General features: G+C 46.4%; 9 protein-coding genes. All 9 read left to right on the top strand.

Going from position 1 to position 14,160, the window contains the following annotated elements:
• Nucleotides 1–141 precede the first annotated feature (141 nt).
• The 9 genes from BMZ56_RS19235 to BMZ56_RS19275 all read left to right on the top strand — a co-directional run bounded on the left by BMZ56_RS19235 (nucleotide 142) and on the right by BMZ56_RS19275 (nucleotide 14,059).
• The gene (locus BMZ56_RS19235) at nucleotides 142–1,788 is read left to right on the top strand and encodes an ArnT family glycosyltransferase (protein ID WP_090629498.1); all 1,647 of its coding nucleotides are present in this window, start codon (nucleotides 142–144) and stop codon (nucleotides 1,786–1,788) included.
• Between the two features lie 100 nt (nucleotides 1,789–1,888).
• On the top strand, nucleotides 1,889–3,235 hold the full coding sequence (locus tag BMZ56_RS19240; protein ID WP_090629501.1) for a purple acid phosphatase family protein: 1,347 nt from the start codon (nucleotides 1,889–1,891) through the stop codon (nucleotides 3,233–3,235).
• Nucleotides 3,236–3,250: 15 nt separating this feature from the next.
• Complete coding sequence (gene pafA, locus BMZ56_RS19245) at nucleotides 3,251–4,885, top strand: alkaline phosphatase PafA (RefSeq protein WP_090629505.1); 1,635 nt, start codon at nucleotides 3,251–3,253, stop codon at nucleotides 4,883–4,885.
• A 15-nt stretch (nucleotides 4,886–4,900) separates the two neighbouring features.
• Nucleotides 4,901–6,037, top strand: a complete 1,137-nt coding sequence (locus BMZ56_RS19250; RefSeq protein ID WP_090629507.1) for an acyltransferase family protein — start codon at nucleotides 4,901–4,903, stop codon at nucleotides 6,035–6,037.
• Nucleotides 6,038–6,173: 136 nt separating this feature from the next.
• On the top strand, nucleotides 6,174–9,335 hold the full coding sequence (locus BMZ56_RS19255) for a SusC/RagA family TonB-linked outer membrane protein (protein WP_177195217.1): 3,162 nt from the start codon (nucleotides 6,174–6,176) through the stop codon (nucleotides 9,333–9,335).
• 11 nt (nucleotides 9,336–9,346) lie between these two features.
• Nucleotides 9,347–10,918, top strand: a complete 1,572-nt coding sequence (locus tag BMZ56_RS19260) for a SusD/RagB family nutrient-binding outer membrane lipoprotein (RefSeq protein WP_090629512.1) — start codon at nucleotides 9,347–9,349, stop codon at nucleotides 10,916–10,918.
• Nucleotides 10,918–11,967, top strand: coding sequence for a dihydrodipicolinate synthase family protein (locus BMZ56_RS19265; protein ID WP_090629515.1), 1,050 nt, complete (start codon nucleotides 10,918–10,920; stop codon nucleotides 11,965–11,967). Before BMZ56_RS19260 ends, BMZ56_RS19265 begins: the two co-directional genes overlap by 1 nt.
• A 13-nt stretch (nucleotides 11,968–11,980) precedes the next feature.
• A complete protein-coding gene (locus tag BMZ56_RS19270; protein WP_090629518.1) occupies nucleotides 11,981–12,916 on the top strand; it encodes a glycoside hydrolase family protein in 936 nt (311 codons plus the stop codon).
• A gap of 12 nt (nucleotides 12,917–12,928) precedes the next feature.
• Nucleotides 12,929–14,059, top strand: a complete 1,131-nt coding sequence (locus BMZ56_RS19275; protein ID WP_090629521.1) for an acyltransferase family protein — start codon at nucleotides 12,929–12,931, stop codon at nucleotides 14,057–14,059.
• Nucleotides 14,060–14,160: the final 101 nt, after the last annotated feature.

The raw sequence follows: 14,160 nt of genomic DNA on the forward strand, positions 1-14,160 counted from the left end.
AGCTAAACATGAATAATATCACTGCTGATTTTTAGTTGTTCTTTAGTTGGTCGATCAAATATAGCCAGCCGATTTGAGAAAAGCAAATATCATTGATAACTTTATCCCCGATTGCATGATCCATAGTCATTCAGATCGTCGATGTTAAATAAACGTGTTTTTTTGCTTCTATGTGTCATCGGTATCGCCGTGAATGGAATCGGTCTTTTTACCGGCGTAATGATGATTGATGGCGCACTTTATGCGCTTATCGCAAAAAACATGGTATTAAATGCTAATTTTGAGTTTCTCACCCTTCATGGTTTTGATTGGCTGGATAAACCGCATTTCCCTTTTTGGTGTACGGCTTTAAGCTATCGGGTGTTTGGTATCACGGATTTTGCCTACAAGCTACCCGCATTTATTTTTTGGCTTATCGGGTTATGGTATACCTATCTGCTCGCCCGCAGGTTGCATGGCAGGAACGTGGCGCGCATAGCTGTGCTGATTTACCTCAGTGCCTTACATTTGCTATTATGCAATTCAGCCGTGAATGCCGAGCCGTACCTGACGGGAATGATCGTTGCCGCAATCTATCATTTTTACCGTACCTACCGTGGCAACGCATTCAGCCAGCTCCTGATGGGCACATTGTGGACAGCTATGGCGGTGATGACCAAAGGGATTTTTGTGTTGATTATTATCGGCAGTGGTTTCATGGTTCTGTGGCTCGTCCGGAAAGAATGGCGGCAGTTCCTCAACTATCGATGGTACCTGGCCGTGGCGCTGCTGTTGGTCTTTATCCTGCCGGAACTGTATTGCCTATACTATCAGTTTGATGTCAGGCCAATGGCAGAAGTATTCGGACGGACTCACGTGTCCGGTATCCGTTTCTTTTTTTGGGACAGTCAGTTCGGCCGCTTCTTTAATTCGGGGCCCATAACGGGCCACGGCGACCCTTTTTTTTACCTGCATACCCTGCTATGGGCGTTTCTGCCAGGGTCGCTGTTAGTGCCCTTTGCCGTCTATTTTTCCGTTGCCAAAAGAAAGCCGGCAATCGGGCATCCATTGTTGTGGGGCAGTATACTGATTACCCTTTTGCTGTTTTCCGCATCGCAATTCCAGCTGCCGCACTACCTCAACGCACTCTTTCCACTGATGAGTATCTGGGTGGCCCAGCTCCTGGCTGGTATGGACCGATTGGCGCTGAACGGTGTCATACACCGCGTACAATGGTATTCGGGCTTGTTAATCGTGATCCTGCTATGCACGTTGGTCTTCCTGTTCCACGATGACAACTGGTGGATGTTTGCGATCGGTATTGCAGGGGTGGGAGGAGCGACGTTGGTTTATGGGCGTCGGATTTCAGCAAATCATACACTTTTTGTAAGCTATGCGGTGGGCCTGTTAATTGGAATCTTTTATGGGGCATACCTGTATCCGGGACTGTTAAGCTACCAAAGCGGTGATCAGATGGGGCGTTTCATCAATGCTAATCTTACAGGCGAAAGTCATCCGGACCGTATCTATGTGCTCGACCAAGAAATAGAAAATTTTACGCTCGGTTTCCGGTGTGAAATGCCATTACGAGCCATTCGCTCCGGTGAGCAATGGGAAACCCTAAACGACGGCAGCCTGCTTGCCGTAAGCACGGAGCGGCTGAACGAAATACCGCGTGACTACGAGGTGGAGCCGGTAGCTTCTTTTGTGGGTTACCGTGTCAGCCGCTTGACACCAGAATTCTTTTATTACCGAACCCGCGATGCGCAACTCAGTAAATTCCAGTTAGTGCGGCTAAAAAAGCGCTAACATCCTATAATACCCAGCCAATTTGCTATAGAAGCGGAATGGTTTAATAAGATATCTTTGGGTGTATCAATTATAAGTTAAACAGTTACCTTTATAGCAAATGAGCGAGAAAAGCCGAGAATATATTCCCCTATTCAACGATCAAAAAATAGTTGCGTATTGTTTTATTATAGTAAGTTGTCTTTTTTCGGCAGTTAGCACCGGTTTTTCGCAAGTCGCTGGTCCGGAACGGACGGATTCCGTGCCAAGGCGTATCATCTTAAATGTAACCGAAGATTTAACTTCTTCGGTAGCAATTAATTGGCAAACGGCCGATCAGGTTAAGGAAAGCTTTGCAGAAATCGCAATCGCCGATGCGGATCCCCGGTTTGTGGATAAGGCGATCCGGAAAAAGGCAGAAACCGAATTTGTGAGTTTGGGAGATACCGTTTCTTCCAATTATCATTCACTGACATTTGATGGCCTCATTCCCAATACAAAATATGCGTATCGCGTCGGTCAGGGGAAACATTGGAGTGAATGGTTTCATTTTGTGACGGCCAGTGATAAGCAGACGGATACGTTTCAGTTTATTTATTTCGGAGATGTGCAGGTAAATATCCGGTCGCTTTGGTCGCGGGTTATACGAGAAGCGTTTGCTAAAGCGCCGAATGCCAGGCTGCAGCTTTACGCCGGTGATATCATCAACCGCGCAAATCGGGATGAAGAATGGGAAGACTGGTTTGAAGCAGGAGGATTTATACACAGTATGATACCCGGCCTTCCTTCGCCTGGCAATCACGACCACTTTAACCTGCCGAACGGGGAAAGGGCGGCATCGGTCTTTTGGAGGCCGCAGTTTAACTTGCCGTTAAATGGTCCCAAAGGATTGGAGGAAACGTGTTATTTTGTCGATGTGCAGGGCGTGAGATTTATATCCCTTAATTCGGACCAGGCGGAAGAATCGGATCGGTATCTGGAGGCCCAACGCGTGTGGTTAGATGGTATTCTAAAGAACAACCCAAACACCTGGACGGTTGTGACCTTTCATCATCCCATCTATTCGCCGAAGGGAACACGGGATAATAAGCGGATGCGTGAGACGTTTAAGCCGCTGTTCGATCGATATGGTGTGGATCTTGTGCTGCAGGGCCATGACCATACCTATGCACGGGGCATGAGTAAAATTCCGATGGATGGCAAGGGGAAATCCTCCGGAACGATGTATGTGGTTTCGGTAAGCGGCCCCAAGATGACCGGCAGCCATGTGGAGAAAAAATCTTGGATGGATCGGTCTGCCATCTATACACAATTATTTCAAGTCGTCGATGTGTCTCCCCAGAAGCTTTCGTTTAAGGCATATACGGCTACCGGAGAGCTTTATGATGCATTCGATTTGATAAAACAGGAAGGAACGATTAACAAATTGGTTGACCGGGTGCCGAGCGGAGTACCGGAACGTCAATAAGTAACACCTATCAGGATGAAGAAAAGTATAAGTATTTTAATTGGAGCTTTATGGATTGGAGCGATCGGTGCCACTGCCAAAACAACGGTACCGCGACCGAAAATTGTAATATGCATGGTCGTGGACCAAATGCGTTGGGACTACCTATATCGCTTCCACGATCGTTACGGTGAGGGTGGTTTCAAGCGATTGTTGAAAGATGGGTTCAGTTGCGATCAGACGCTGATCAGCTATGCGCCTACCATCACCGGTTGCGGACACGCATCCATCTTTACGGGCGCTACGCCCGCAGTTCATGGTATCGTTGGCAACGATTGGCCCGATTTTGAAAAAGGATATTCGGTCAATTGCGTCGGAGACGAAAATGTGTCACCCGTGGGTACCGATTCAAAAAGCGGCAAGGCGTCCCCACGTAACCTGTTGACGACGACGGTTGGCGACGAACTGAAGATCGCTACCAATTTCAGAAGCAAGGTAATCGGTATATCGATCAAAGACCGAGCCGCTATTCTCCCGGCGGGCCATACCGCCGATGCAGCATTCTGGTTTGATAAATCCAACAACAGTTTTATCACCAGTACGTATTATATGAACGAACTGCCGGAGTGGGTAACTTCGTTTAACAGCCGGGGAGTTCCGCAGAAATACCTCAGTCAAGGGTGGGAAACGCTATACCCGATTGATTCATATACCCAAAGCACGCCAGACGACATGCCCTACGAATCCAGATTTGCCAATGAGCGGCGTCCGGTATTCCCGCACAAGCTGGTCGATACCGTTACCGGTTTTGACGTAGGAATCAGCAACACACCATTCGGAAACAGTTTGTTGCTTGCATTTGCCAAGGAAGCCATTGAAGCCTGCCAACTCGGTACAGGATCGGACACCGATCTATTGACCGTCAGCCTCTCATCGCCCGATGCCATTGGGCATCGCTTCGGCCCTAACTCAATTGAAATAGAAGATAATTACCTTCGTCTCGATCGGGATTTGGCCGACTTTTTTTCCTATTTAGACAACGCTTTTGGCAAAGATCAATACCTGTTTTTTATCACTGCCGACCACGGTGCTTCACAATCGCCCGGATATTTGGCAGCAAATAAACTCCCCTTTGGTTTTATGAATGAAAAGTACTTGCTTGACTCCATTCAAACCGTTATCCGTGCTGAATATGGGCTTGACTCGGCGATTATCGCAGCTACGAATCAACAGGTTTATTTGAATAATAAGGCGATCTCCAGACAGGGGCTTTCAAAAGCTGCAATCGCCGATCGGATTACCGAGCTGCTGATGGAAAGTCCGGGGATCACCGATGCTTTTGTAACCAAAAAATTAGGTAGTGCCACCTTGGCAGAGCCGATAAAAAGCATGATGATCAATGGCTTTCACTTGAAAAGAGGGGGAGACATCGTTTTTAGTGTGCAATCCGGTTGGAAATGGGGGTCAATATCCGGCGCCTCCCATAGTCACTGGAATGCGTACGATGCACATATTCCGTTGGTTTGGATGGGCTGGGGGGTGCAGCCTGGGAAAACGAACCGGTTGGTTCACAATACAGATATCGCTTCTACCCTCGCTTCGCTGCTTCATATACAGATGCCCAGCGGTAACATCGGCAGCGTTATTTACGAGTTGACAGACCTGGAATAGAAACGAATCCAAAACATGACTAAATCAATTATGAGCGGGGAAAAATCGGCTTTCGGGGGCAAAAGAGTATTGTCTATTGATGCGCTGAGAGGATTCGATATGCTGTTAATTGCTGGTGGAGGCGCATTCATAGAGCGGTTGCATGGATTGACGGGTATAAAATGGATAGACTGGCTGGCGACACAGCTCACGCATCCGGCTTGGAATGGTTTTACCTTTTATGATTTTATCTTTCCGTTGTTCCTGTTCATCGCTGGTACCTCGCTGTCTTTTTCCCTGCAATCCGGACTGGAAAAGGGAATTTCGAAAACGGCACTGTATAAAAAAGTGTTCAACCGGTTCGTTATCTTATTCCTATTGGGAATTATTGACAAGAACATCCCGTTAGACGTGTTCCATCCTTCCAATATTCGGTACGGAACTGTGCTGGGGCGTATCGGTATCACCACGCTCATAGCTGCCATTTTGTATTTGAACTTCGGAGCAAAGGCCCGCTTGGCCTGGGTTTCCGGCATCTTGTTGGCCTATTACGCGGCCGTTTTTCTGATCCCCGTTCCCGGATTTGGAGCCGGTGACCTTTCGTTTGAAGGCAACCTCATCGGATGGGTTGACCGTACCTTTATGCCGGGGATTTTATTACAGGGAATCTATGATGAAAATGCGTTGCTCACCACATTTCCGGCTGCCTGCCTACCTCTTTTGGGAACGATCGCGGGCGACGTGCTGCGCGACGCCCGTATGCTTGAAAAATCGAAGGTCATCTACCTTTGCAGCTACGGTGCCATCCTTGTGGTGGTGGGCCTCATATGGGGTTTGAGCTTCCCGGTCAATAAACATATGTGGTCCAGCTCTTTTATTTTGCTAACGGGCGGAATGGCATTTTTCATGCTGGTTTTATTCTATGGGGTTATTGATATACTTGGCTACCGAAGGTGGTGCTTCTTCTTTGAGGTCGTCGGCAAAAACTCCATCGTCGTATACCTGGCCTATCGTTTCATTTCTTTCGATTATACTTCCAAACTGCTGTTTGAAGGTGTATACATGAATTTTGATGAAAAGTGGCATCCTGTATTTAACGCAATAGGATCCTTAGCTCTCGTTTGGCTGTTGCTTTATTTCCTCTACCGCAACCGGATTTTCGTAAAAGTATAAAAGTCAACTATTCCTGGATTGTGACGTCAGAATTAATAAGATAACTTCTGAAAATAATCCGACAAAATCGTATAAGAATCAGCCGCTTATTAAGGGGATGTTTGTATACCAATTTTACAATTTACGAATCCAAATTATGATGATTTTAAAAAAAGCGGCCTATATGCGGAGATTCCTGCCGGGTGTCGGACTTTCTTTTGCTAGTGTTTTCTTGCTGGTTTTTTTTACCGCAAACGCAAATGTGCGGCGTTCTCGCGAACAGCCAACGTATGGAGGGTTTCCTGAACAGGAATACCGGGTGAGGGGCAGCGTCCACAATGCCAAATCCGAGCCGTTGGAAGGGGTTTCAATCAACGTAAAAGGAAGCAATGCAGCCACGCGCAGTAATGGTAAAGGAGAGTTTGAACTCAACGTTCCGACACAACCGGTTACTTTGATCGTGTCTTACGTTGGATACGAGGCGTACGAAGCCACCTATACCGGACAGGACTACCTGGCTATTACGCTAACGGAAGCAAACCAAAACCTGGATGAGGTCGTAGTTACGGCCCTCGGCATTAGAAAAGAATCAAAGGCGTTGGCATATGCGGTGACCAAGCTCGATGGGGATGAGTTTGAAAAAAATAAAAATGTAAATTTTGCTAATTCGCTCAGTGGTCGGGTGGCGGGTGTTAACGTAGTAAGCACAGGAAATGGGCCTGGAGGCTCAAGCCGGGTAACGATCCGAGGGAATACTTCCATTTCGGGTGATAACCAGCCGCTGTATATTATCAACGGCATGCCGATGGATAATTCGCAGTTCGGTACTACGAATACAGTGTCCCCGGACTGGGGCGACAATATGTCGAGCATAAATCCGGACGATATCGAAGAGATATCGGTGCTGAAAGGCGCAACCGCAGCAGCACTGTACGGTTCCAGGGCAAAGAACGGAGCGATTATTATTGTGACCAAATCTGGGAAAGACCAACAAGGGGTCGGAATCAGTGTCAACTCCAATACCACCTTTGAGGTGCCTTATTTTCTATGGGAAATCCAGGATGAATACGGGCAGGGTTACGGTGGCTTCCGTCCGGCAAGCATGCAGGATGCAGCCAACCACGGCCAAAATCACTGGGGTGAAAGATACGACGGGAAGATGACGATACAGCTGGATGGCGTGGAAAGGCCCTATTCCTTTGTGAAAAATAACGTGCTCGAAGACTTCTATCAAGTAGGCAGCACGATAAATAACAATGTTTCTTTCAGCAAAGGAAATGAAAATGGATCTTTCCGTATCTCGTATACCAATTTAAGGAACAATGCGATTGTCGATAATTCGAAGCTTCAACGGAACAACCTCAGTTTGGGTTTGCAACAAAATCTGACAAAAAAAGTTACCATCGGAGCCAATATTGACTACGTCAAAGAAAAAGCAAACAATCGCCTGATTACTTCAGGTGGGCGCGCAAGCATGACAAGCACCATTCTTTGGGTAAACAGTAACATGCCCACCGAAGCACTGTCTCCGGGGTATGACGAAAATTTTCAGGAGAAAACACTGGGAACAGACCTGAATGCGACAAACCCCTATTTTGTGTTAAACAGGATGAGGAACAGCTCTGATAAGGATCGATACCTGACGACGGCCAACATACGCTGGGAAATAGTAGACTGGCTCTATGTACAGGGTAGGGTTGGGCAGGATTATTATGGTGTGACCAACACGAATATCATCCCCGACGGAACGGGCTTTCTTAAAAACGGTGAAATACAACAGCGGACTATCTCCTTTTGGGAGCGGAACTTCGAAGGAATTATCGGCATCGATAAGAAATGGAGTGACTATTCAATCACCGTGAATGCCGGAGGTAACCTCATGTCGCAGAAAAGAGGTACCACGGATGTGGATGCGTTTGGCTTTGTTGTTCCGCAGTTACATGTGATCAACAATACGTCCGATCGTCAGACGATTACGGAACTCTATCGGAAAAAGATCAACTCGTTGTTTGCCACCACTGAATTTGGGTACAAAGACTTCCTTTACCTGAACCTCACGGGAAGAAACGACTGGTTTTCGACCCTCAATCCCAAATCGAATAATTATTTTTATCCATCGGCCGGTATTAGCTTTGTATTCTCCGAGGCGCTTGAATTACCTTCCCAAATTAATTTCGGTAAACTACGGGTGGCTTATGCATCCGTGGGTGGAGATACCGACCCTTACCTGCTGAACCTTACCTATGGGTTGCAGTCTTACTCGTATAACGGCAAATCACTGGGAAAAATAAATCAGGAGAATGTACCGAATGAGAATCTGCGGCCACTGAGTGTAAGTGAGTTTGAAGTGGGATTGGACATGAAAATGTTTAATAACCGACTGGGCCTGGATATGGCATGGTATCATAAATTAACAACCAACGATATTGCCATTGAAACGATTTCCTCGACAAGTGGCTATCAAGGGATGTCGGTAAATGTCGGTGAAATAGAGAATAAAGGGTGGGAGCTTTTACTTACGGGAAAGCCGCTGAACCAAGGGAATCTGAGGTGGGATGTGGCGGCTAATTTTGCGTACAATAAAAGCAAAGTGCTGAAAATATCCAATGCATCAAAAGAGCTTGTGCTGGAAACCGTAACGCGGGGCTGGATAAAGCATATCGAAGGAATGGAGTACTCGCAAATTGTGGGACGAACGGTGTTGAAGAATGAAGCAGGCCAAGATATCATTGATGCTACGGGGTTGCCTATTGTGCCCGTGGATGTGGTGCCTTTTGGCTCTGGTATCCATAAATATACCGTAGGCCTTACCAATACGTTCAGCTACAAATCTTTTGCGCTTTCTTTCTTGATCGACTCAAAGTTCGATGCCAAAATATATTCCGGACTGAATTATGACTTGGATCACAGAGGAATGTCTTGGGGTTCGCTCTTGGGAAGGGCCGATGGGGCTACCTTAGATGGCGTTACCGAAGACGGCCAGGTCAATACTGTGCATGTGTCTGCAGATCGGGTAAACAACCGGGCGATCGTCGTCCGGCGAAGAGATGCGTTGGACGATTACCTCTACGATGCAAGTTTCATCAAACTCCGTAATTTTGCGTTGACCTATAACCTTCCCCAACGGCTTTGTAATAAGATTGGATACCTCAAGGGGGCAAGCCTGTCGTTTGTCGGCAACAATGCGCTGATTCTCCTGAAGCATACGCCGGGTATGGATCCTGAAACAAATTTCAGCGCCGGAAACGCACAGGGTTATGCAAATTCAGCCCTGCCTCCCACCCGCAGTTTTGGGTTCAATTTAAATGTCAAGTTTTAAATTAAGTGATCATGAGAACATATAAAGCAGGTATCGCATCTTTATTTTTTATTGTCTTATTGGCAGCCTGTGACAAAGGATTTGAAAACCTGAACAAAGATCCGAATGCAGTAACCGGCGACAGGTTTAATCCCGCTTATCTATTAGCGTCAGCACAACTTCAAACAGCGAAGTATGAAGGCGAAGTGAATACCAGCCTCTATTACGGCGAAGGGTTCGTTCAGCATTTTGCTTCGTTGAGCAATGTAGGGATATTTAATTTCCATGGGGATAAATATGTATATCACAAAGGCAATAACGAGGCCCTGTGGTTCGCCTCGTATGAAATCGTGAAGTTGTTGCAGGATATCATACAGAATACGCAGGAGATGGCTGAATACAACAACCTATTGCAAATGAGTAGGATCTGGAAGACTGTTGTCTTTCATCGGCTCACAGATATGTATGGAGATGTTCCTTACTCGGAAGCCGGTTTGGCTTTATACCAGCATATTTACAAACCTAAATACGACGCACAGAAGGCGATTTATGAGGATATGCTGGCTGAACTGGAGGATGCGACGGCTAAGTTGAATCCGGATATGCCGCGGTATCCCGTTGGCGACATCGTCTACAACGGAGATATCCAGAAATGGAAAAAGCTCGGTTATTCGATGATGCTGCGGTTGGGAATGCGGTTGTCGAAAGTGGAGCCCGAAAGCGCCAGGTCTTGGGTGCAAAAAGCGTACAATGGTGGTGTTTTTGAATCAAATGACGATAATTTGTTTATCAAGGGTACAGACCCCAGTGGAACAATTGAAGCACTCAGCAACGCCGATAGCTGGGTACTGAGTGTGTCTACCCGCGATCCGGGAAAAATCAGTAAAACCTTTTTCGATTTCCTGAAAAATCACAACGATCCAAGGTTAAAACATACGGTAGCGGTCTATACAGACCCAACCGATGTAAGTACAAAGAATACGGATCCTGCTCTTCAAAAAGGACTTCCGAATGGATTGGATCGGAATACGTTGGAAGCTGACCCCAGCTACGACCCGAATGCGGCCGGGCAGGAGCACCAATATTCCGGTATCAACAGGGATGTATATGGGAAGCTGGATGGCCCACGGATGTTTATTACGCATGGAGAAACCGCACTATTGCTCGCTGAGGCCTCCATCCGAGGCTGGGTAACCGGAAATCCAGCGGAATATTATCAAGCCGGCGTGCGGTCAGCCATGAAGAACCTGAGCATTTATGATGCATCGGCGCTTATTTCCGATACTGAAATCAATGCGTATTTGGCGGAAAATCCATTTGTGGGAGTACAGGATCTGCAAGCCGCGCTGGAGCAGATCAATACCCAATACTGGGCAGCGACATTCATGAACGGATATGAAGCGTTTGCAAACGTAAGAAGATCGGGTTATCCGAAACTAATTCCGGTTAATTACCCCGACAACGAAACGGGAGGTCTGTTTCCCAGAAGATTGAGGTATCCAGAAAATGAAGCCGTGCTGAACACCGACCATTATAAAGAAGCGGTTGCAAGGCAGGGCGCAGACAATTATATCACACGGCTTTGGTGGGACAAAGAAGATTGATGGTGAGTAACACTGTTAACGGTGCTTGTTCGAGGCGAACCTTCCTAAAAGGGTCATTTGCATTGGGCTTAACCGGACTGGCTGGCATGAACAAGGAGTCATTGCCGATGCCCCGTACCGTTGAACCTGTGTTGGTTCCGGTTATGCTGACACCTTTCCGTCAGGACCTGTCTTTGGATACCTATGGCTTGGAAAAGCTGATCGAATTTTACAGGAAATCGGGCGCAGGGGGACTCTTCGCGAATTGCCTGAGCAGTGAGATGTATGAGCTGACTCCGCAGGAGCAACTGACTATCACTGCGATAACGGTGAAACATTCCCGAAGCGATATTCCGGTTGTTGCTGCGGGCTCTTTCGGTGGAAATCTGGAAGATAAAATCCGGTGTACAAAACAAACGATGGAAACCGGCGTAGATGCCGTTGTGTTGATTACCAGTCACTTTGCTGACAAAGAACAGGAAACACCGGTTTTCCTTGACAATGTGCTCACGCTGGTTGATCGGACTCCGGGCATTCCGTTGGGTACCTATGAATGTCCTTCGCCTTACAAGCGGCTTCTTGATGCATCGGCATTCCAAACGCTTAATGACACAAAAAGATTTACCTACCATAAAGATACTTCCGAAAATATTGAGCAGTTGACCCAAAAGATCGAAATAAGCAAGGGAGGACCTTACAAAGTGTTTAATGCGCATTCGGGAACGGCGGTTCCTTTCGTACAAGCCGGCGGAAACGGCTTGTCTCCGATAGCGGGCAATTTTTTCCCTGAAATATTTGCATGGATATGTAAGCATGCCCACAAACCGGATAAGTCGGCACAGCTCGTGTACATGCAACAGGAATTGATACGGGCTGAGAAAATTGTGTCGCTGAACTATCCGTTAAGTGCGAAGTATTTCCTTCGAAAACGCGGACTGCCCATTCAGATAAACAGCAGAGTGCGGCGAGATGAACTGACAAAAAGTGACGTTGCGGCCTTAGATGGATTATTTGGTGAATTTGAAATATGGTGCAATAAGCTGGGGATTTCCCCTACAAAATTGATATAAACGTAAGTTAAGTATGTCGAACGTTCAAGTGAATTGGTGTGGTTTGATGGTGGGGTTATTCCTTTTTACCAACTGCGGAACTAACCCATCCGGCAACACATATCAGCGGTTTCCACCCGAGGTGGTCACGTTTACCGCATACTCCGATTCTTCATTGTTTTCCGGAACGGATTCCTCCACGTGGGATAAGGAAATCCGGGAACGTGGATTTATTATACACGATGAGGGGCAGTACAAAATGTGGTATACAGGATATAATTCGGATAGTTCAGCGGTTAAATTCCTGGGGTATGCCGTCTCAGATGATGGAATAAATTGGGAAAGGTATCCAAAGAACCCGATTTATCGGGAAAAATGGACCGAAGATGTCTTTGTGCTGAAAGACGAGGGTTTGTACTACATGTTTGCGGAGGGAGAGAATGATGTTGCCCATCTGTTGACTTCTACGGATGGGATTCGATGGGAATCCAAAGGCAGTTTAATCATACAGTCCACAAAGGGAGACACCATACCTGAACCGTACGGAACGCCGGTGGTGTTTAGTAAAGAGGGCACCTGGCACTTGTTCTACGAACGGGAAGATTCCGCCATTTGGGTAGCTACTTCAGTAGATAAGCTGCATTGGCGTAACATCCAGGATGAGCCGGTACTGATTCCGGGACCTAAGGAGTATGATAAGGGGGCGGTTGCCGCGAATCAAATCGTTGAATTTGACGGGAAGTATTATATGTATTACCACGCTACCTCAAATCCGGACTGGAACAAAGGGGGGAGCCCCGTTTACTGGAATTCCAACGTAGCGGTATCCGAAGACTTGATAAACTGGGAGAAGTATCCGAATAATCCGTTGGTGGAAAACAATGAGTCCAGTCCGGTTACCGTGTGGGATGGGAAGAAACCAAGGTTGTATACAATGCATAAAAATGTGCATCTTTACCTTCCCAATTAGACCCGCTATGTTATGAATCGAGTGAGCAACCGCTTAGAATCGTTGGACATTCTTCGGGGATTTGATTTATTTTGCCTGGTGTTCTTCCAGCCTGTGCTGTCTTCGTTAGCCAGGGCCCTGGATAATGACATACTGAACACGGCAATGACGCAGTTCAGGCATGTGCAGTGGGAGGGATTCGTTTTCTGGGATCTGATTATGCCGTTATTTATGTTTATGGCAGGAGTGTCCATGCCATTCGCGTTTCATAAACACCTCCATGAAGGCAGTAAAAAGTTCCTGTATAAACGAATCTTGAAACGTGTATTGCTACTGTGGTTTTTTGGAATGATATGCCAGGGAAATCTGTTGGCGCTGGACTTCAGTAAAATCTATCTTTATTCGAATACCTTGCAGGCTATTGCCATGGGGTATCTCATTTCGGCCATCTTACTGATTAATCTGGATGTCCGCGGGCAGCTTATCGTTACCGCGGCACTGCTACTAGCGTATTGGGGGGTTATGACATTTGTGGGGGCAAACGGATATGGAAGAGGCAATTTTACGCCTGACGGAAATTTTGCAGAATACCTGGACCGGACGATTTTAGGCAGGTTTAGAGATGGGGTTAAGCTGACCGAAGGACGACTGGATTTTGGAAATTACCGATACACCTGGCTATTGAGCAGTCTTAATTTCGGCGTCACTGTAATGACCGGTGTTTTCGCAGGACATATTTTAAGAAGTAGCAAAATCACGAAAATTAACAAGGCCGTATGGCTGTTGGGTTTCGGGATTTTACAGCTTGCCGTCGGTCTTTTGTGGGGATTGCAGATGCCCATTATTAAGAAAATATGGACGAGTTCGATGACACTTTACAGCAGTGGCATCTGTTTTATCTTGATGGCATTATTTTATTACGTCATCGATTATCTTGGCAAAGGAAACTATTTTGCATGGCTCAAAATCTATGGGATGAATTCGATCTTGGCTTATATCATATTTTCAATTGTTGATTTCAGTTCGATTATCCATTCGTTGTCTTTTGGCCTGGAGCAGTTTCTGGGAAATGGTTATCAACCGTTCGTTAAATTGTGCAGTGTGAGTTTAATCTTCTTATTATTATATTTTCTGGATAAAAGAAGAGTGTATCTCAAAGTATGACCCTTATGCAAATATCCTACAACAACAAGGTAAAATGAAGTAACCTTCCACGTCGGAAAATATAGAACTTCGGACTGTTATAAGCTAACTGATTTATAAAC

This window comes from Parapedobacter indicus (assembly GCF_900113765.1).
GTDB classification, from domain to species: domain Bacteria; phylum Bacteroidota; class Bacteroidia; order Sphingobacteriales; family Sphingobacteriaceae; genus Parapedobacter; species Parapedobacter indicus.

Excerpts from the sequence above, each read along its gene's own strand:
- BMZ56_RS19255 (WP_177195217.1), top strand. The coding sequence starts at position 6,174 with ATGATGATTTTAAAAAAAGCGGCCTATATGCGGAGATTCCTGCCGGGT.
- BMZ56_RS19275 (WP_090629521.1), top strand. The coding sequence starts at position 12,929 with ATGAATCGAGTGAGCAACCGCTTAGAATCGTTGGACATTCTTCGGGGA.
- BMZ56_RS19270 (WP_090629518.1), top strand. The coding sequence starts at position 11,981 with ATGTCGAACGTTCAAGTGAATTGGTGTGGTTTGATGGTGGGGTTATTC.
- BMZ56_RS19240 (WP_090629501.1), top strand. The coding sequence starts at position 1,889 with ATGAGCGAGAAAAGCCGAGAATATATTCCCCTATTCAACGATCAAAAA.
- BMZ56_RS19265 (WP_090629515.1), top strand. The coding sequence starts at position 10,918 with ATGGTGAGTAACACTGTTAACGGTGCTTGTTCGAGGCGAACCTTCCTA.
- pafA (WP_090629505.1), top strand. The coding sequence starts at position 3,251 with ATGAAGAAAAGTATAAGTATTTTAATTGGAGCTTTATGGATTGGAGCG.
- BMZ56_RS19260 (WP_090629512.1), top strand. The coding sequence starts at position 9,347 with ATGAGAACATATAAAGCAGGTATCGCATCTTTATTTTTTATTGTCTTA.
- BMZ56_RS19235 (WP_090629498.1), top strand. The coding sequence starts at position 142 with ATGTTAAATAAACGTGTTTTTTTGCTTCTATGTGTCATCGGTATCGCC.
- BMZ56_RS19250 (WP_090629507.1), top strand. The coding sequence starts at position 4,901 with ATGACTAAATCAATTATGAGCGGGGAAAAATCGGCTTTCGGGGGCAAA.